Here is a 20,281-nt window from a genome sequence, read left to right on the forward strand (position 1 = left end):
CCCATTGTTACAAATAATCAGACTTCTTATTTTTATGATCTTAATGGGTAACTTTGTATTCTTCTTCTTCTAACGCTTTTTGTGCTTCTGCTAATTTTTTTCGAATCACAGTTTCATCAATATGCTTCTCTTTTCCAGTTGTAACTTTGCTGCCCACACCATTTAAGGAAATATAATTGATTTGAGAATCTTCTTCATCTTCATGAATAGTCTTGGATTTATTTAAGACATTCTCCTTAAGCTGCACCGTTTTTTCTTTCAGTGAGCCTGCTTGATTGTTGATTTTATTAAAAATCTCCTTCCCAGATTTCGGGGCTAAAGCAATCGCCACCCCTGCACCAACGAGTCCACCAATCAAGATGCCAAGTAAAAAACTGCTTGAAGACTCTTCACTTTTGTTTTCCCTAGTCTCATAATCCTTATTCGCCATAGTAAATCCTCCTATTCATTATGATCTTGATCTTACTCTCTGTTTTTCCTCAACCACTGGTTCACTCTTTTGCTGCTTTCTTTCATTCCACTTATCCCGAAGCTCCAAAAATACGTTGCCCCACTGAACAATTTGAGACACTTTTTCTTTACTTTGTTCGATTTGAGTATCAAAGGATTGGGTTAAGCTTTTAAGAGTGCCATTAAATTGGTTAACGGTTGTACCGACATCTTTTACAGAGGTGATGACACTATTCAAGCTCTCTGACTTTTGTTGAATATCATCTGCAAGAGCATTCGTTTTTTGTAAAAGTAAAGTGGTTTCTGATGTTACGCCATCGAGTTGTTTTTCCAAGCCATTTAAAGTTTTTGAAACACTAGTTAAAGTCAACTGCAGTGATTTCAATGTTTTGGACAAGAAAATGACAAGGATCAAAAATGCAATCGCTATCAAAGCGACGCTTAAGTATAAAATAATTTCCATTTGTGCTTACCTCCGCCTATTTACCATTATGTATTACCTATCGGCTTTTGTATTAAACCTAAATAGGTATCTTCTACTACTTCAAGACAATTGTCTCATTTTCCTGCCGATGATTCAATTTGTTTTCATTTAGAAAATTAAAAGGGGATGCCAGTATCGCTGGCATCCCTTTTATGGCGTTAATTGCTTTTCATAGGATTCTTGGAATTTTTGAATATCTCCTGCTCCCATAAAAATAATTACACCGTTTTTATGTTTTTCAAGAATGGCTGTGTTTTCTTCAGACAGAATTTCAGAACCCTCAATTTTGGTCTGCAGATCGTTAATTGTCAGCTTGCCATGGTTTTCCCTTGCAGAACCGAAAATTTCACATAAATATGCCTTATCTGCTAGACGCAAACTCTTTGCAAAATCCTCAAGAAAAGCTTGCGTTCGTGAGAAGGTGTGCGGCTGGAATACGGCAACAATTTCGCGATCAGGGTATTTTTGATTTGCTGCATCAATCGTGGCCTTAATTTCAGTAGGATGATGGGCATAATCATCAATTAGAATTTGAGATCCAATTCGTTTTTCAGAAAATCTTCTTTTTACACCTTGGAACGAATTTAATTGCTCATTCACAATCGATACATCGATTTCTTCATAGTGGCACAGAGCAATGACTGAAAGTGCATTTAACACACTATGTTCACCAAAGGTTGGAATTGAAAACGTATCATAGAAAGTGTTGCGAATAAATACATCAAAGGTGGTTCCACTTGTTGTTTTCACAAGATTTTTGGCTTGATAATCATTTTCTTCCCCAAATCCGTAAAAAAGAACTGGAACCTTTGCCTGGATTTTTTGCAGTTGTTCATCATCCCCAAAAGCAAAAATCCCCTTCTTCACTTGTACCGCCATTTCCTGGAAGGCAGAAAATACATCATCGATGTTGGCGAAATAATCAGGATGATCAAAATCAATATTTGTCATAATCGCGTAATCAGGAAAATAGGACAAGAAATGCCTTCTATATTCACAGGCTTCGAATACAAAATATTTAGCATCTTCTTCACCTTTACCTGTACCGTCTCCTATTAAAAATGATGTTGGCTTTGCCCCTTTGATGACGTGAGCAAGCAAACCTGTTGTAGACGTTTTTCCGTGTGCTCCAGTGATGGCAACGCTAATAAAATTTTGCATAAAATCGCCCAAAAATCGGTGGTAGCGAACTATTGGGAGCCCTAGCTTCATGGCCTCTTGAATTTCTTCATGTGTATCAGGAAAGGCATTACCAGCAATGATCGTCATTCCTGGTTTAATGTTTTCTTTTTGAAAGGGAAGAATCTTTATTCCTGATTGTTCAAGGGCCAGTTGAGTAAAAAAGCGCTTTTCGACATCGGAGCCCTGTACCTCAAAATTCATATCATGGAGAACTTGTGCTAAAGCACTCATTCCTGACCCCTTTATACCTACAAAATGGTAAATAGTCATGTAAAGAACCTCCAACCAACGTCTATCTGTAAAACAGTATATGACATCTATCTATTTTTGCTATTGTTAACAATACAACTGTCGTTTGCAAGAATCTTGTTAAGAATCCATATTAACGTATTATAACATTGTTCATTGATAAAAACTATTTGCTTACCTTTGCACTACCTATTATTTGTTCTCTGAATTAAAGAATACTCACCATTACTTCATTGTACCAGTATCTTGCATAGACTCCAAGTCAGCTAATGTAATCAATACTTCGCGTGGTTTACTTCCGTTAGCACTTGTAATAAAACCGTTCGTTTCAAGCATATCCATCAATCTTGCCGCTCGGTTATAGCCGATTTTAAAACGCCGTTGTAAACTAGACGTTGAAGCGAGCCCCTGCTCAATGATAAATTCACAAGCCTCATAAAAAAGCTCATCCTCATCCTCGGTTACTTGAGCTTTTTTTAGGAGCTCATCTTGTTCAAACAAATAGGCAGGCTCCCGTTGTTCCCTTACATGCCCCACCACTAAGTCAATTTCTTCATCCGAAACAAAAGTTCCTTGAAGTCGGACAGGCTTAGAAGAGCCATTTTCTAAGAAAAGCATATCACCACGCCCGAGTAGTTTTTCAGCACCACTTATATCAATAATGGTTCTCGAATCAACCTGAGATGAAACAGAAAAGGCCACGCGCGTCGGGATATTGGCTTTAATTAATCCAGTAATAACATCAACGGAAGGTCTTTGAGTGGCAACAATTAAATGAATGCCGCATGCTCTTGCTTTTTGGGCGATTCTACAGATTGCCTCCTCTACATCTGCAGGGGACATCATCATTAAATCAGCTAATTCATCAATAACTATTACAATAAATGGTAATTTATCAGAATATTGTTTATGCTGAATCGCCAAATCATTAAAACGATTAATATCACGAACGCCAGTATGAGCAAATAGTTCATAACGCCTTTCCATTTCGTCTACGGCCCATTTCAGGGCAGCTGTTGCGGCTTTTACATCCGTTATAACTGGGCTGACTAGGTGCGGAATCCGATTATAAGGAGCTAGTTCAACCATTTTTGGGTCAATTAACAGCAGCTTTAAATCTTCCGGGCTAGCTTTAAATAACAAACTAACTAAGATGGAATTGATGCAGACACTTTTCCCAGATCCCGTCGCACCCGCAATTAATCCATGAGGCATTTTTTTCAAATCCGTTACAATTGGTTTACCTGATATATCTAATCCAAGAATAGCGGTCAATGGAGAGTCTGCCTCACGAAAAACAGGACTTTGGATAATTTCATTAATAAATACTGGCCGTGATTTTTGGTTTGGCACCTCGATGCCAATCGTATGCTTTCCAGGGATTGGTGCTTCAATACGTATATCCTTGGCTGCCAGACTTAATTTAATATCATCACTTAGATTTGTAATTTTATTTACTTTGACACCTGGCTCCGGCTGAACCTCAAAGCGTGTAACGGAAGGACCTTGGGTTACATTGACTACATTAGCACCGACATTAAAGTTTTGCAGTGTTTGATTTAACAGTTCTTCTTGGTATAACACCCACTCAGCATCATAATCGACGTTAACGGGTGGATTTAACAAATGGTCAGCAGGAAACTCATAGGTGTCACCGGAAGGCTTTGTTGCATCTTCTACGGTATCTGGATTGATCATTCGATCCCGAGGGATAATATTTGGCTTTGCCTCTTGAACAGCTTCTTGCTGTACATTGGCTATCGGTTTTTCAACTTGAATTGCTTCTTGCTGTACATTGGCTATCGGTTCTTCAACTTGAACAACTTCTTGCTGCACAATAACCCGGTTCTCTACCTGAGTTGCAATTTGTGCAGATTCCTCTTTTGACTTTTCTACTTGGATGTTTGCAACAGTCTTTTCAACCACGATGGCTTCCGGTTGAGCTATTTCTTTCTTCTCTGCCCTTCTTCGCTTGCTTTCTTCCCATTTCAGCCTATCCTGCTTAAGCATCATCACATTAAAAGGAAGATGCGACCGTTTTGGCTTTATTGGTTCAGTCTGTTCTACGACTGCTTCTTCAAATTCAGCTTCGATTACATCCTCAGGCTCAGTCTTAGTTTCAACTTCGATTTCAGGTACACTCAACTCTTCAGGTTCAGTCTCCGGTTCAACTTCGATTTCAGGTTCACTTAGTTCTCCTTGTTCAAGCACAATAACTGATTCGCTTTTAAACGGTTCTGTATCCTTCGAGAGTGTTTCCGTGATAGATTCAATTGGAATTTGTACGATTTCAATCGCAGCTGCAACTTCCTCTTGAGTATCTAAACTTATTTTTCCCTGAAAGTCCTCTTCTAAAAAATGACTCAATTCATGCTCAACGACCTCAATAGTCTTGCTAACCGGCCTATGAAATCCAAATACCGGTGAGGGGATCTCTGTCGGTTGAAAAGGGCGGGTCCTTCTTATAGGCTCTTCATTACCTTTTTTAGGAATCTCCTTCTTAACAGGTTTAGCGCCATCCAGTTCCAAGTGTTTTTTTTCTACTGCCTGCTCACTTCGCTTTTTCCTCACAGGCTTCTCCGCTTTAATTTTATTTACTTCTTGTTTGAAAAAAGAATCCACTTGCCCTTTTGGATACTGGTAAGAAATTCTTGTATTTAAATCCTTTACACCTTCATTCGTCTTAAGAGACAAAGACTTTTCCTGCTTATAGGTATGTATTTCATAATCATCATATTCAGGTTCACTGTCTTTCATAAACCTTTGCAAAAAGTTTTGCATCCAGCTCAAAACTATCACTCTTTCTACTTTCATCTATCATTCTATTTTAGCAGTATTTATTAATATTTCGACCCAAAATCTTAGATTGAGTCAAAATACCACACGTTTGGAAATATTTACATAATCAGAATGAAAAAAGACCACAAAAGATGTGATCTTTTTTCATCCTCATTTCTTGTTCTTTCCTAAAATAAAAATCGGCTCTAATTCTCCATTTTCATATAAAAATGATAATGCAGTAATTGGCACACGACCGTTCGCAAAGAAACTCATCGCCATTTGTGCTAAAACATCATAGCCAGTGTTATTTTGTATATCTGCAATAATTAGAACATCCTGATGGGGAACAGCGAGGACCATCGCCCCTTGGATTTTTTGCTCCATTTCATTTAAAAAGCCTTTATTTAAGATGCGGCTGGCATCATAGCCATCATTTGTATTAAGAAAATAAAATGTATTACCAGCTACTTGGTCTTCTTTAACCGTTGTCTTAAGTGACCTTACATTGAATAATGCGATTTCCCTCACTCTGCTTGGCTGCCATCCTTCTTTTTCCATGATCCGGGTATCGATTAAACGATAGGTAGTTCCCATATCATAGGCATAATAAATTTTTGTTTCTGCCGTATGATCGTCAATTAAAAACGGGATACCCTCTTCTGCTTCACCGGGAAAAGAGGCTGCACGAATAACTGGAAATATCTTCTTCTCATGATCCGTCAATTGGACAGTATCAGTCATGGCCCGAAGTCCTTCATCCACATAATAAACCACTTCATCAATGGCCTTTTCTTTTTCAACATGCCATTTGGCCACGATACCAGGGAGAGAGATCGTAATCCCTTTACCAGTTTCTACATTTTCAATTCGGAGTTGATCTTTGTCACGATCATAGGTAATTACCCGATTTTCGGCCGTTAATCGTGATTCTAATTCCTTTTTCATTTTGATACTATCCATTTTCATTCTTAAAGACCCGCAATAAATCCTTCGATTTCTTCTTGAGTTTTCCGATCTTTACTAACAAAACGGCCAAGCTCTTTTCCATTTTCAAAGGCAATGAAACTAGGAATTCCAAATACATCTAGCTGTTGACAAAGTTCAATGAACTCATCCCGGTCCACATGCAAAAACGTAAATTCAGGAAACTTAGCTTCTATTTCTGGCAACACTGGTTCAATGATACGGCAATCTGGGCACCATCCAGCCGAAAACATAAATATTGTTTTATCTCCATCACGAAGTTCCGTGAATTGTTCTAATGACTCTAAGTTTTTCATCCTCAATACCTCCTATTTATTTTCCCATTCAAATCATATCATGGTTCATAAAAAATAAAAAACGGAGAGACTTCTCCGTTTTTATTTTTTACTTTCTACTGAAATAACCATCTGAGTCATTGCAGCAGCTTCGTTTTTTAAACTACTTGTTTTTACTTGAGTAGTAATCTTTGAACCGCCAACTCCAATGGTCATCTCATTCATACCATCTTTCAGTTGCTTAATAATTAAATATCCAAATTGATTTTTTTCTTTAAATTGCTTATTAACATCGATATCCTTATATTGAGCAACGGTTGATTGATAAACGACTTCACTCATTGCATCTTCCTGTGGATTGTGAAAAAGAATATACGTCTTTGATCCGTTTTTTATAATAATATTATGTGGGGATTCCTCTTTAATTTCATAGCCAAATGGCATGTAAAAAGAGATATTTCCACTTTTTTTATTTGGCTTTTTCGCTTTTTGATTAAAAGCTTCTTTCACTGCAGTTATCGTTTCTTTACTTTCTGTTTTAAAGGATGAATTCCCACAAGCAGCTAATATAAGAACGGATATAGTTAACATTAAAATCGCTTTAAATAATCTCAGCCTTTTCGCCTCCTTTAACAGACAATGACCCTATCTATATCATACCTTTGATAAACTATAAAAGACAAGGGTTTTTGTCGATTTATGGTGTCGAAAAAGAAGGTTTTTTCTTAATTTATCCTATTTTCTCTGCCTTTGATAATGAAATTGTCCGACAAGTAGGTCCATAATATGAGAGAACATCTGGGCACGATTGATTAAACCATTGGTAAACACTCCAACCGCTCCTTCATTCTTCCGAACATTTTGCTTTTTAACATAATCATCCATGACTGGTCCGAGTTCTTCACCTGCTCTTAATCTTACAGAGATTTCTTCCGGCAAAAGAAACCTGGCACCTCCAGCAATAATTGGATCCATGTTGTTCACCGCAAGTGCGCCCCAGTTACATAGTAATAATCCATGCTCAGATTCCTGAACGCCTCCCTCTAGTCCAATCCCGATTTCCCCATTGCCTTTTTTTAACGCACCGACAGCGCGATTAATCGCTCCATTAATGGTCTCACTATCAGAAAACGGCTGGTCACTTACCCCCGATGGAATATCCAACGAGAGAAATTCCGATTGTTGGTAATGAAAAGCACCCTTAACCGCTGCAATTTTAGCCGGATTATTAGAGCCAATAATAATTTTCATTTTTTGTACATCTCCTATAATAAGAAAAGCGCAAGCGCCTTGGTCAGGGGCGACAGGCATAAGACGAGCCGGCGAGAAGGTTGTTCTTTAACCTTCTTGACGGATTGGCTTATGACCCAAGCCCCTAGGCGCTGGAGCTGGACAATTCTCAAAGTCGAATTTTATACTTTTGTATCATTAAATAAAGGGAGCACCATCTATGCTCCCAATGTATCGCTTTAACTATTTGCTTTGATCGTATCAACGGTGGTTTGATCACAAGCTTTCACGAGTTTAACCAATAATTCTTTTGCAGCAGCATAATCATCAATATGGATGATCGAAGCATGAGTATGAATATAACGAGAACAAATACCGATAACGGCACTTGGCACCCCTTCATTGGTTTGGTGAACACGACCTGCATCTGTTCCCCCCGGAGAAACAAAATATTGATAAGGAATCTGATTGGTTTCTGCAGTATCTAAAATAAATTCTTTCATTCCTCTATGAGTGACCATCGAGCGATCAAGAATTCGAAATAAAGTGCCCTTTCCTAAATGACCAAATTCTGATTTGTTCCCAGTCATATCATTAGCCGGACTGGCATCCAAGGCAAAAAAGATATCTGGGTTAATCATAGTGGCGGCAGTTTGGGCTCCTCGTAGTCCGACTTCTTCTTGAACGGTTGCACCAGAATAAAGAATGTTAGGAATTGTTACATCCTTTAATTCTTGGAGCAATTCTATCGCAAGGCCACAGCCATAGCGATTATCCCATGCCTTAGCAAGAATTTTCCTTTCATTTGCCATCGGTGTAAAAGGACAAATTGGTAGAATCGATTGACCAGGTTTGATCCCAATACGGATCGCGTCCTCGCGGTCATCCGCACCGATATCAATAAGCATATTCTTTATTTCCATCGGTTTATTACGCTTAGAGTCATCTAATAAATGCGGAGGGATAGAACCGATGACACCAATAATAGGTCCATTGCCCGTCATAATCTGTACTCGCTGAGCTAATAAAACCTGGCTCCACCAGCCGCCAAGCGGCTGAAAACGCAGCATGCCATTATCAGTTATGGCCGTTACCATAAAGCCAACCTCATCCATATGTCCAGCAACCATAATCTTCGGCCCTGCTTCCAGACCTTTTTTCACTGCAAATATACTTCCTAATTTATCTTGAATGATTTCATCTGCATAAGGTGACAACTGTTCTCTCATAAAGTTTCTAACTAAATGCTCATTTCCTGGGGCTCCCGGGAGCTCTGTTAACGTTTTAAAAAGCTTTAATGTTTGTTCGTTCAATTGAATAATTCCTCCTCGAGGTTTGATGGCACTATATGTATCTTTTTTTATTTTACTGAAAATTCAAGTCCCTTACCATTATTTAATTTATCCTTTTTTTTATTATGTTCTCAAAGCTAAATGAGATATACTGGAAATAGGATGAATCGGCGAAATGTAAAATCATGGAGGTGCATTTATGAACTGGAAATCATTTATCCTTGGTGCTGCAGTTGGATTAATTAGCGGTTATGCAGTGAAGGAAGTCATCTCACAAAAAACATATGTCTCACCTGAAAAAGTATTGGAGAATGTAAAAAAGCAATTTAAACAAAATGGAAACATTAGTGGTTCATGGATACATATGGAAGCAGAACCGTATGAAAAACACCAAATTCAATATCAAGTTTACAAAGGCGGCATTTCTAAAAATAATAATGGAATAAACGAACAATTCGAATTTATTGCGGATGCATCCACCGGTACACTGCTGGATATCAAATCGCAAGCAGATACTGCCTTATAAAAAAACTCGCCAAGGGCGAGTTTTCTTTTTTGATTTACTTATTTTATTCGCTTTATACTTTCAGATATTTGGCCATTTTCATCCCATTTTACTGCTCGATAAAAAGAATCATGGTAAAAAGTAAACCATGCATTTTTCTCCATTCCAAAAGGTGTCCATTTCTGTTTAGCTTCAATCGAATCCATAGGATAATCGTCGTATGCCATAACCCATAAAATATTTTGATGGGCATGTGTCGGCATAATATCCGCCATATGAATAGCCATTTCCCCACCATCCTCAATAATGACGATGGAATGTCCATTGCTATGTCCACCTGTATGAATCATTGTGACTGGACCGAAGCTCCATTTTTCATCAAAGCTGATAACCTGTGTTTGGATCGCTTCCCAATTTTCTTTCCAATATGTACTTTTTGAACGGATATTTGGATTTCTCATTTCATCCCATTCAATTGTAGAGGTAATAATTTGGGCATTTGGAAATGTTGAAACAAATTCCCCATTTACAATCTTAGTTAGACCACCAACATGATCATTATGTAAATGAGTCATTAAAACATAATCGATATCCCCAGGGGTTATTCCTAATTGGGCTAAAGAGCCTTCCACTTCTGATTCTGCTGTTACGCCAAAATTCCTTAACTGTTTTTCGGATAGTTTCCCTTTCCCCAGACCAGCTTCCACTAATATATTTTTTCCTTCCGCTTGAACTAAAATGGGGTCGGTAGGTAATTCGATTTGATTTTTCTCATTACAAGGATATTTTTTTGACCATAAAGCTTTAGGAACAACACCAAACATCGCTCCACCGTCTAGGTTGGTTACTCCGCCAGATAACCAGGTAAGCTGAACTTTGCCAATCTTTAATGTCTCCATCTTCATCCCCCTTGTCTTTTTTCAATATTCTAACATAAAAGTTGATTGTGTTAAACTTGTCCGTTGATTGGAGCTCCAGGCACTTCGCTTTCCGCGGGCGTGCCGGGGAGCCTCCTCGTCGCTGCGCTCCTGCGGGGTCTCCCCAGCCCCGTACTCCCGCAGGAGTCTTCGTGCCTTCCGCTCAAATCAACTCAGTTAGAAATTCAACAATGATTTTCAACAAAACCTAAAAAACAGTCCTTAAGGGACTGTTCTAGTTCTGATATTTCACTTCACAGCGGTAGATACGATTTCCCATTTCTGAGAATTTTTGCTCGTATTCTGTCATGATATTCCCTTCGAAATCGCTTTTGTGAAGATCAAGGCTGATGAATTTTAATAGTAAGCCGTATTCAGAAAAGCTCATCAGGGAATACTCAAACAAACCTTGATTATCGGTTTTAAAATGAATTTCGCCCTGGTCAACTAGAATATTTTCATAAAGCTTTAAAAAGTCTTTATAGGTTAATCGTCTTTTTTCATGACGAACCTTTGGCCATGGATCAGAAAAATTCAAATATACTCTGCTGACATCATTCTTCTCAAAGTATTTTGCAAGTTCAGCAGCATTTACATTCAAAAGTCTTAAATTTGGTAAATCAGCTTCAATTAAACGATCTAATGCCGCAACAATGACGCTGTCATATAATTCGATACCGATATAATTAATATCTGGATGTGCCTTAGCCATTTCCGTTACGAAACGACCTTTACCAGTGCCTACCTCAATATGAATCGGGTTATGATTATGAAATACTTCATGCCATTTGCCCTTAGATTGTTCTGGATTTGCGACAATGTATTGCGGATGATTTTCTATTTTTTCCTTAGCCCAAGGTTTATTTCTAAGTCTCATTTTGACACTCCTAAAAAATTTGATTATTTTTTATTATTGGTAATATTGGACGGTCCCATGAATGCATAAACAAAAAAAGAATTCACAACCTAACTGTGAATTCCTTTTTTTATTTCACTTGAAAGGGTGTTAACTATGCCATTGAGTCATCAAGACCAAGTTACATTATTAAAAGATATATTAAACAACCATCAAACCGATTGCTGTGGTTCTGTTGCCGAATGTGAACAATTGGAACGTTTAGTGAAATCATTAATGGTCAATTCAGAGATTGATCAAAATGTAAAAAGTACTTTGCAGGAGGTCTATCATTACAGTCAAGACGGTGCACATACAGCCGATCTTGATCAGCACATACTGACGAATCAAGGAAACCTATCACAATGGGTAAATAATATCGACTCATTTTCTTGATTACAATATTCCTTCTAAAAAGCTCACCCATTTATTCTTTTCCTGAATACGGTCTTTATTTTTATACCACTGAATGGAAGAAAGGGTTTGAAGCGCAACATACCACTTCATTCTCAGTCGTAAATGATCATTAAGCGGCTTTCCATACATCGCTAACCAGCTTTGCCAATTTTCTTCGGGTATGTACCAATAAAGCAGCATCCCGAGATCAATTGCCGGATCTGCTATCATTGCACCGTCCCAGTCAATTAAATACAACTGGTTGTCTTCCGTTAACAGCCAGTTGTTATGATTGACATCCCCGTGACAAACCACTTTTTCTTCACAGTAAACATTCGTTGATTCTTTGAGGATAAAGTCCAGTGCCTTTTGGACAACCGGTAACGATAAAACCTCATCATCTAATTCGTCTTTAATCGATTGAAAAATGGTTTCAGGTTGGAGTGGCAGCTTTTCTAATCTGCTTAACATTCCAAGCATTGGTTCCGAGCGGTGGATTTTTTTAAGTAGCTTGGCAACAATCTCCTGATTCATTTCATGCTGCTTAAGTTCACGACCGGCCAGCCATTGCTGTGCTGTAATGACATCCCCATTTTCCAATCTTCTTGTCCATACAAGCTTTGGGACGATTCCTTCGGCAGATAATACTGCGAGAAATGGAGAAGAGTTGCGTTTAAGAAACAGTCTTTGGTCTTGATAGCTCGCATAAAATGCTTCTCCTGTTGCGCCTCCCGCAGGGACAATTTCCCATTCTTGTCCTAGTATATGTTCCAAAATTGTTCACCTTCAATTTATACCGTTCTAATGGGCTTTGGTCCCATCTAGTTACAGAAGTAAAATCTATGCTGCTGGAAGGTTTCAAAATAAACCAACAGCCCAATCTAAGTTAAATAAAAAAAAGCTATTGATTCATGACACACAATAGCCATCTTAATAAATTTTATCTCCAATAGGCTTTTTTCGTCAAGTACATCTGAAGAAAACTATTTTTTTACTAAAACATTTAAACAAACAGGCTCCATGAAAATTGCCTGCTCGTGATAGCCATTTATTGAAGAAATACCGGCAGTTTGATGGTCTGCAAGGACCTCCCATTTGCCTTCAGGAAGTTTTATCACTTGCTTTTTATTTAGAGGATTAATGAATAAAAGTACTTCTTGGATATCGTCATTATGATTTTTATAGGAAAAACCTATAAGTGGAACAGGTAGTGGTAAGGTTCGCATGTTTACCCGAATATCATCAGCTGTTCTCATTCGAAAACAGGCTAGTGATTTTCGAATGAGAATAATTCCTTTAAGATAATCTACATTATTAGCATATTGCTTTCTTCTATCCCAATCCAACTGGTTTATCACATCAGAGGATCGATAGCTATTCCCCTCACCCATCTTTGTTCGAAAGAATTCTTGACCACTGTGGAGAAAGGGAATCCCCTGCGACAAGACCACAATCGCCGTTGCCAGCCGGTGATATTTCATTCGCAGCTTCTCATCAGCTTCCTGCATACAGGCCGTTAATTTATCCCACATCGTGTGATTATCATGACATTCAACATAATTGACAGATTGGGAAGGCTCATTAAGGAGATGGTTTTCTTTTTTTTCAAAACCAATACTGCCAGCGATTGCCTCAACAGCCGAGGCATAATAATGGTCATTGCCAAATGCATAACCCTTATCATATAGGTTAAACGAATTACCTTTAATAAAATCCCGAAAACGGTCATTAAATTGTCCTATTCCAGGGAGCTTAGCTTGGTTCCGAATAATAGCCTTTTGATCAATCGGTAGCGGGGTATTAAGGTTCCATCCCTCACCAATAATCAGGGTGCTGTTTGAGATGCTGTCACAGGTTTTTCTTACCTCCCGCATTGTTTCTACGTCTAAAATCCCCATTAAATCGAAACGAAAACCATCAACTTGATATTCTTCCATCCAAAAACGTATAGAATCTATAATGTATTTTCTGGTCATTTTCCTTTCAGAGGCAATATCGTTTCCAACCCCTGTTCCGTTTGATGGCAAACCAAACTCATTGTGACGGAAATAATATCCAGGGACAATTTTTTCAAATGGAGAATCCTCACGAATATAAACATGGTTATAGACCACATCCATGATCACTCTTAAACCTTGACGGTGAATTTGATTTATTAATTGCTTTAGTTCGATAATTCTTATATAAGGATCCGTTGGGTCTGATGAATAACTACCTTCAGGAGCATTAAAATGAAGTGGATTATAGCCCCAGTTATATTCTTTACCTCTGTCTAATTCATCGACACCAGCAAAATCATTGAAGGGGAGAAATTCAATATGGGTAATCCCTAAATCTTTTAAATAGGATAGTCCCGTTATTGCGCTTTCATTTTTAGTATTGAGCTCACCTGCGCCTAGATAAAGTCCTTTATTGTGAATACCGCTATTTGGATGAATCGAGAAATCACGGAGATGTGTTTCATAGATGATGGCATCTACTGGATGTTCGAATGGAGGTAATTGTATTTTTTCCATCCTTGTTTTCTCAAGCTTGACAATCACCCCAAACTCACCATTGGCCGTAACTGCTGATGCATAGGGATCTACAGCTTCACGCCATTCCTGATTCACAAGAACAAGATAAGAATATTGGTAATACTCTAAATCCAAATGAAAGACGAGTGACCAGACCCCTTGACCCTCTCTTTTCAACTTCACGATTTCTGAAAAAGAACTTTTATGAGATCGCAATTTTACTTTTACTGACGTAGCCGTGGGAGCCCATAGCTTGAATACTGTTTGCCCGTCGTCACACTTCACACCAAGGTCATCGCCATCATAATAAAACTTTTCATCAAATGCTTTTGTCCGAATAACAGCACCTGTTTGTAAATCTGTTTTGCCGCCGTGTTCATCATATATCCAATACGTCTTGCCAAACTGGATTTCCTCCGTAAGCTGGCAAACATATTTCATATTATTCTCTATTGTTAATTTCTCTAAAATCTTCAATCGCTTACTTTGAGATTCATTAACGATCGTAAAAGAGGATGATACACCATGATGATAGGAAAGCGGCATTAGAATGGTAATGATTAACATTTCATCTAAATAGGCAAAGAACTTTCGATCACCCGTTATCATTCCAATCCCTCACCTTCTGAGTAGATTCCTCATTCCTTCTTATTCTCGTTAATACATGGAGGTTTTTCGTCACGACCTGTATGTCTAATGGAGTAAATCCAATGGTTTCACCATCTGCATGTACATATAATGCAGAGGAGGAATGAATGGATGCGGTTACACCTTTAAAGGTTTTCACCTCTTTAAAATAAATATGTTTCCCCCAAAATACGCTAATAAAAACCAATAATAGCTTAAGCTTTGATAATTGATGGACAATGGTAATATCTAATTTCCCATCGTCCGGCTTTGCATCAGGCGCGATCTTCATCCCCCCGCCATAGTAGGGCTGATTGGAAACAGTGACAAACCAAGTATCTTCAAATATATGCTTTTTCCCGTCAATTAATAAATCAATTGTCGTACATTGATAGGTAAATAATTTTTTGAGTAAAAAATAGACGTATACCAATCTCCCCAAGCCAAGCTTATTGAGGAAGGCTTTCATTCTTGATTGGTTTACTGCATGGGATACTAAGGCATCAAAGCCTGCCCCCATATTATTAATAAAATATTTTTCTGAAAGATCTTTCATGGTAACCTTGCCAATATCAATCAAAGTCGCTTCATGGTTCATGAGGCGGAGAATGACCGTTACTGCCTCTTCTGGGTCAGAAGAAATAAGAAATCCTCTAGAAAAATCATTACCAGACCCACCTGGAATAACTCCAAGTGTTACATGCCTGCTATTCACCATTCCATTCATGACCTCATGAACCGTGCCGTCACCACCTACTGCTATGACAAGCTTTTCTAGTTGATTACTTCCAGCAATTTGTGCCGAAAGCTTCTTAGCATGGCCAGGATATTCCGTAAAAAAGGCCAAATAGGGGATCTTATCGCCAGAAAGTTTCTCCTCAACCTTTTTCCATATTTTCAAACTATAGCCATTTCTCGCTTGCGGATTGATAATAAAATAGATTTGTTTCATATGACCAACCTTTATATTTATTTTCTTTCTAGATTTATATTAAGGTGTAGACTGTTTTAGCTTCGTACTTTGGTGTTTTTTCAAGATGTGTTTGATATAAAACCACTTCGCTCGCAGTGAAAGTGAGCGGTTCGCTCTGGACTTCCTTCCAAATTGCAAGTAAGTCCTTATGAAATGGATTCCCCCCTGCCCACTTCCTTGCAAGTGTTATATGGGGGCGAAAGGTTCTTGTTTCAAGGATAAATCCTGCCTGTCCGCAAGCCGTGAACACCTTTTTTCTTAGCAATCCGAGCTCATTGCTTTCTTTTGTATCCGCCCAAAAAATCCGTGGCGAATCTTCCTTTCCGAAAATTCCAAGGTTATGAATTTGTAATTCAAATGCTCTAAATCCATGGATTGCTTCACGAACGAAATGATCCGCAGCCACTAATCTTTCCGTAGGAGCATTACCTAAAAACGCAAGTGTGATATGTAAATCTTGGTAATGGACCCAGCGGCTAAAAGGGAGAATTTCTTTTAGTTTTTCACAATTCTCCTGCATCGTCCGTTTTATTTCTTCAGGAATTTTGACTGCATAGAAAAAATGGGTTTGAAGGTTCATAGATTCGTTCATCCTTTTTATTTTAATCGATTTTTTATTTCTTGTAAGTAATTTCTCCATGGGAGGTTGAATCATACTTTTTACTTTGAGAGGTAATTTCATTAAAATAGATTTAATGAAATGAACAGAAAGAAGGTCAAATATGAAGGTTGTAACCAATATTGCGGAATTAATCGGCGATACACCGATTGTGAAATTAAATCGCTTAGCATCACCACATGGAGCATCCGTTTATTTAAAGCTTGAATATATAAATCCTAGCAAAAGTGTAAAGGATCGGGCAGCTTTTAACATGATTATCGAAGCAGAAAAGACCGGAAAACTGAAAAAAGGGGCAACCATCATTGAGCCAACGAGTGGAAATACAGGGATCGGCCTTGCAATGAATGCCGCAGCACGTGGCTATAAAGCTATTCTCGTCATGCCTGATACGATGACGCAGGAACGGATTAACTTATTAAAAGCATACGGAGCAGAGGTCGTCCTTACACCAGGTGATGAAAAAATGCCGGGAGCGATAAAAAAAGCGGAAGAATTAGCGTCATCGATTCCAGATAGTTTTATTCCGATGCAGTTTGATAATCATGCAAATCCGGACGCGCACCGAGCTTCTACTGCGATTGAGATTATCGAGGCGGTTAAAGAGATCGGGAAACCTCTGGCTGCGTTTGTGGCTACAGCAGGAACCGGAGGGACGATTACAGGTACTGGTGAAAGGTTAAAAGAGGAATTTGAGCAACTCACGGTTCATGTTGTAGAGCCAAAGGGTTCTCCCGTATTATCGGGCGGAAAGCCAGGAAAACATAAATTGGTTGGAACAAGCCCTGGATTCATACCAAATATCTTGAATCAAGCTGTGTACGATAAAATCCATCAAATATCTGATGAAGATGCATATGAGATTACAAGGAGGCTCGCTCGTGAAGAAGGGATTCTTGTTGGTCCATCTTCAGGAGCTGCTTGTAATGCAGCATTAGAAATAGCTAAGCAATACTCTCCTGATGAAATTGTGATTTGCATCGCCTGTGATACAGGAGAAAGATACTTATCCAGTGATGTCTTTCAATTTGAATAAGAAAAGTGCGGCAGATGTTTATCAGCCGCACTTTTTTCATTTTAAATGTGTCCACATTGAGACTCTATTTCTTGTTCAAACAATTCTTGTAGCTTTCTTGTTAATGGACCTGGAACTCCATCCGAGACTTTTTTTCCGTCAATTTCAATAATCGGCATAACCTCAGAAGTCGTACTGGAGAGGAAAACTTCATCAGCAAGTTCAAGTTCTTCTAACGAAAATGTTCGCTCCTCAACTGAAAAATTATTTTTCTCACAGATGTCAAGGATCACATCCTTAGTAATTCCCTTCAAAATAAGCTGATCCGATTCATGAGTAATGATCGTACCATTTTTCACAATAAAAATATTAGAAGAACTGCCTTCCGTAACGTCTTGCCCACGATGCTGGATTGCTTCGTAACAGCCTGCTTCAGTAGCTTTTTGTTTCGCCAATAAATTAGCTAATAAATTTAAGCTCTTAATGTCGCAGCGCAGCCAACGAATATCCTCTGTTAGAATCGTTTTCACTCCAGCCTTCAAGCTTTCCAGCGGCCGCAACCCATTAATGGTATAAGCAACAAGTGTCGGTGTTACGTTTCCAACTGGAAATGGATGATTTCTCGGAGCCACACCCCTTGTAATCTGCATATAAATATTCCCGAATTGAAGATTATTTTTCACAAGAAGCTCATTAAGCAGTTCCATTAAATCTGTCAATGAATAGGGAAGTGTAATTCCAATACTGCTTGCACTTTTAACAAAGCGATTCAAATGCAGATCTGCAGTAAACATTTTCCCATTATAGACCCGAATCACTTCATAGACCCCATCGCCAAACTGGTATCCGCGGTCTTCAATATCAACCTTCGCATTCGAACGCTCGATAATCTCCCCGTTTAATAAAGCAAAGCCCATGCATACGTTCCCCTTTTTTAAAAGATAAGAATCTGTAAAATTCGTCTTTGAGAATTGTCCAGCTCCAGGCGCCATCGGCTCGAGGTCAGAAGCCAATCCGTCCGGATGGTTAAAGAACAACCTTCCAGCCGGCTCGTCTTCTGCTTGTCGCCGATAAGCGGGCGCCTTGCGCTTTTCTTATTCAGATTGAGCGAGTTCAAAAATAGCTTGAGCATAAATAGCCGTTGCCCTCAATAAGTCCTCGATATACATATATTCATCCTTTTGATGGGCAATGTCTGGTCTGCCAGGGAATAGTGGGCCAAAGGCCACTCCGGCCTTTAAAGAACGTGCATAGGTTCCTCCACCGATTGCAATCAATTCTGCCTTTTCCCCTGTTTGTTCTTCATAAACCTTCTTTAAGGTTTGAATGAGAAATTCCTTTTCATCAACATGATGTGGTTTAGAATCCGAGAAGTTTTCAATGGCAAAACCCTCTTTTTCTAAAAGAACATCCAATTTAGCTTTCGTTATTTCCATATTATTTGTTACTGGATATCTGCAAGTCATGCCAATACTGCCGCCATCACCTTTTGTAAAAGCTAGTTTTCCAGCATTAATGGTTAATTCTCCAGAAATCTCATCCGTATAGTCAACCCCTAAATTTACTCCCCTTGAATCGTTGAAGAAGTAGCGGGAGACAAATTGAAAGTATTGTTCAGCTTCTGAATTTAAGCTTAACTTTGAGATGAATTCTGCTAAAAATAGACCGGCATTTATTCCTTTCTTAGGCTCCATACCGTGAGCAGAAACTCCAATCACTTCAAGAACTAACTCGCCGTTTTCAACAAAGGATCTACCTTCAATATCATGTTTCTTCAAAAATTCCGCAAAGCGCTGAACGATATCTGTTTGCTTATCATTGACCAATAGGACGGCTTTTGCAAAATCTGGTACCATATTATATCTTTTTCCGGAAACAAAATTTACGACCTCTACATTGGCTTCAGAAGAGCCATGACCTGAAAGCTTCTGAACCATATCAAAATCAGCAATACCTTTTTCAGCATTTATAATTGGGAAGTCTGCATCCGGTGCGAAACCTAAAGTTGGCATTTCTTCCTGCTGGAAATAATGCTCCACACAGCGCCAATTGCTTTCTTCATCAGTTCCAATAATCATTCGCACCCGCTTCTTTAATGGCAATCCAAGCTCCTTTACAATTTTCATTGCATAGTAAGCTGCCATTGTCGGCCCTTTATCATCGAGAGCTCCGCGAGCATAGATTTTTCCATCACGAATTTCTGCACTATAAGGATCGCTTGTCCAGCCGTCACCCTCAGGAACAACATCTACATGGCAGAGAATCCCGAGCAGCTCTTTTCCTTCTCCAAATTCAAGATGTCCTGCGACATTTCCAACATTCTTTGGTGTAAAGCCATCCTTTTCGCCGAGGTTTAACATAAAATCCAGGGCGTCTTTTACCCCCTGTCCTAATGGGGCATCAGGAGTTGTGTTTTCTTCGTCTAATAGACTTTTTATATGTAGCAATTCCTGTGTATCTTTAATGAGTGCCAATTTTCGTTTTTCCACTTCACTCATCCAATTTATTTTAGTCAATTGTCAATTCCTCCTAACCTTTATGGTAAGACAATATCATTATTGCAAATATCTTAGCAATTTTCTTTATAAAAACTTAAAATTTTTAATAGAAGTCGATTTCGATAAAAATACAAAAAATTCAAAAAAATATCATAAACCTAACAGTACCGCCCATAGACTATAGTGAGAATACAAAAAGGGAGGTGGAGTTATCCGGCAGAATCGATTATTAATGTAATTTTTTTGTAAAATTTACTCTAATGGTGGAAATTTTCAGATATTGTGGGTACAATGTAAATAGTTGTATGACATCCCAGTATCCACTACAACGATCCATGAAAAGGAGTTGTCTGCGGAAAAAAAACTACATATCAATGAAACAGGCTGTCGGTA

The 20,281-nt window shown here is 38.6% G+C and carries 20 protein-coding genes; 3 read left to right on the forward strand and 17 right to left on the reverse strand.

Going from position 1 to position 20,281, the window contains the following annotated elements:
• Positions 1 to 40 precede the first annotated feature (40 nt).
• The 9 genes from ACWM35_RS07515 to ACWM35_RS07555 all read right to left on the reverse strand — a co-directional run bounded on the left by ACWM35_RS07515 (position 41) and on the right by ACWM35_RS07555 (position 8,948).
• Positions 41 to 430, reverse strand: coding sequence for a YtxH domain-containing protein (locus ACWM35_RS07515; protein ID WP_454816944.1), 390 nt, complete (start codon positions 428 to 430; stop codon positions 41 to 43).
• 18 nt (positions 431 to 448) lie between these two features.
• The gene (locus tag ACWM35_RS07520; RefSeq protein ID WP_454816946.1) at positions 449 to 913 is read right to left on the reverse strand and encodes a DUF948 domain-containing protein; all 465 of its coding nucleotides are present in this window, start codon (positions 911 to 913) and stop codon (positions 449 to 451) included.
• Between the two features lie 171 nt (positions 914 to 1,084).
• Positions 1,085 to 2,386 (reverse strand): UDP-N-acetylmuramate--L-alanine ligase, encoded by a 1,302-nt coding sequence (gene murC / locus ACWM35_RS07525; protein ID WP_454816948.1) that lies wholly within the window; start codon positions 2,384 to 2,386, stop codon positions 1,085 to 1,087.
• A 204-nt stretch (positions 2,387 to 2,590) separates the two neighbouring features.
• Complete coding sequence (locus ACWM35_RS07530) at positions 2,591 to 5,146, reverse strand: DNA translocase FtsK (protein ID WP_454817119.1); 2,556 nt, start codon at positions 5,144 to 5,146, stop codon at positions 2,591 to 2,593.
• A 168-nt stretch (positions 5,147 to 5,314) separates the two neighbouring features.
• Complete coding sequence (locus tag ACWM35_RS07535; RefSeq protein WP_454816950.1) at positions 5,315 to 6,112, reverse strand: DUF1444 domain-containing protein; 798 nt, start codon at positions 6,110 to 6,112, stop codon at positions 5,315 to 5,317.
• A 2-nt stretch (positions 6,113 to 6,114) separates the two neighbouring features.
• Entirely contained in the window at positions 6,115 to 6,426 is a 312-nt protein-coding gene (locus ACWM35_RS07540; protein ID WP_454816952.1) for a thioredoxin family protein, read from the reverse strand.
• 81 nt (positions 6,427 to 6,507) lie between these two features.
• Complete coding sequence (locus ACWM35_RS07545) at positions 6,508 to 6,996, reverse strand: hypothetical protein (protein ID WP_454816954.1); 489 nt, start codon at positions 6,994 to 6,996, stop codon at positions 6,508 to 6,510.
• A 144-nt stretch (positions 6,997 to 7,140) separates the two neighbouring features.
• Complete coding sequence (locus tag ACWM35_RS07550) at positions 7,141 to 7,656, reverse strand: DUF84 family protein (protein WP_454816956.1); 516 nt, start codon at positions 7,654 to 7,656, stop codon at positions 7,141 to 7,143.
• A gap of 218 nt (positions 7,657 to 7,874) precedes the next feature.
• Positions 7,875 to 8,948: a M42 family metallopeptidase gene (locus ACWM35_RS07555; protein ID WP_454816958.1), complete on the reverse strand. Its 1,074-nt coding sequence runs from the start codon at positions 8,946 to 8,948 to the stop codon at positions 7,875 to 7,877.
• A gap of 178 nt (positions 8,949 to 9,126) precedes the next feature.
• On the opposite strand from ACWM35_RS07555, the gene ACWM35_RS07560 reads away from it, so the two are divergent.
• Positions 9,127 to 9,453, forward strand: coding sequence for a PepSY domain-containing protein (locus ACWM35_RS07560; protein ID WP_454816960.1), 327 nt, complete (start codon positions 9,127 to 9,129; stop codon positions 9,451 to 9,453).
• Positions 9,454 to 9,491: 38 nt separating this feature from the next.
• On the opposite strand, the gene ACWM35_RS07565 is transcribed toward ACWM35_RS07560, so the two are convergent.
• Positions 9,492 to 10,331: a YtnP family quorum-quenching lactonase gene (locus ACWM35_RS07565; RefSeq protein ID WP_454816962.1), complete on the reverse strand. Its 840-nt coding sequence runs from the start codon at positions 10,329 to 10,331 to the stop codon at positions 9,492 to 9,494.
• Positions 10,332 to 10,584: 253 nt separating this feature from the next.
• Complete coding sequence (gene trmB / locus ACWM35_RS07570; RefSeq protein ID WP_454816964.1) at positions 10,585 to 11,226, reverse strand: tRNA (guanosine(46)-N7)-methyltransferase TrmB; 642 nt, start codon at positions 11,224 to 11,226, stop codon at positions 10,585 to 10,587.
• 135 nt (positions 11,227 to 11,361) lie between these two features.
• On the opposite strand from trmB, the gene ACWM35_RS07575 reads away from it, so the two are divergent.
• On the forward strand, positions 11,362 to 11,640 hold the full coding sequence (locus ACWM35_RS07575) for a YtzH-like family protein (RefSeq protein WP_454816965.1): 279 nt from the start codon (positions 11,362 to 11,364) through the stop codon (positions 11,638 to 11,640).
• Here the strand turns inward: ACWM35_RS07575 and ACWM35_RS07580 are convergent, their stop codons facing one another.
• The 4 genes from ACWM35_RS07580 to thpR all read right to left on the reverse strand — a co-directional run bounded on the left by ACWM35_RS07580 (position 11,641) and on the right by thpR (position 16,336).
• Positions 11,641 to 12,414 (reverse strand): phosphotransferase, encoded by a 774-nt coding sequence (locus ACWM35_RS07580; RefSeq protein WP_454816967.1) that lies wholly within the window; start codon positions 12,412 to 12,414, stop codon positions 11,641 to 11,643. It abuts the gene before it with no gap.
• A gap of 209 nt (positions 12,415 to 12,623) precedes the next feature.
• Positions 12,624 to 14,765 carry a type I pullulanase gene (gene pulA / locus ACWM35_RS07585; protein WP_454816969.1) on the reverse strand — a complete coding sequence of 714 codons (2,142 nt, stop codon included), beginning with the start codon at positions 14,763 to 14,765 and terminating at the stop codon, positions 12,624 to 12,626.
• On the reverse strand, positions 14,752 to 15,735 hold the full coding sequence (locus ACWM35_RS07590; protein WP_454816971.1) for a diacylglycerol/lipid kinase family protein: 984 nt from the start codon (positions 15,733 to 15,735) through the stop codon (positions 14,752 to 14,754). Before ACWM35_RS07590 ends, pulA begins: the two co-directional genes overlap by 14 nt.
• 34 nt (positions 15,736 to 15,769) lie before the next feature.
• Entirely contained in the window at positions 15,770 to 16,336 is a 567-nt protein-coding gene (gene thpR / locus ACWM35_RS07595) for an RNA 2',3'-cyclic phosphodiesterase (protein ID WP_454816973.1), read from the reverse strand.
• A gap of 142 nt (positions 16,337 to 16,478) precedes the next feature.
• Between thpR and cysK the strand changes: the two genes are divergently transcribed.
• Positions 16,479 to 17,411, forward strand: coding sequence for a cysteine synthase A (gene cysK, locus ACWM35_RS07600; RefSeq protein WP_454816975.1), 933 nt, complete (start codon positions 16,479 to 16,481; stop codon positions 17,409 to 17,411).
• A gap of 41 nt (positions 17,412 to 17,452) precedes the next feature.
• Here the strand turns inward: cysK and dat are convergent, their stop codons facing one another.
• A complete protein-coding gene (gene dat, locus ACWM35_RS07605; RefSeq protein ID WP_454816977.1) occupies positions 17,453 to 18,307 on the reverse strand; it encodes a D-amino-acid transaminase in 855 nt (284 codons plus the stop codon).
• A gap of 177 nt (positions 18,308 to 18,484) precedes the next feature.
• Positions 18,485 to 19,906, reverse strand: a complete 1,422-nt coding sequence (gene pepV / locus ACWM35_RS07610; RefSeq protein WP_454816979.1) for a dipeptidase PepV — start codon at positions 19,904 to 19,906, stop codon at positions 18,485 to 18,487.
• Positions 19,907 to 20,281 lie beyond the last annotated feature (375 nt).

The sequence above is a fragment of the Neobacillus sp. K501 genome (assembly GCF_053749995.1).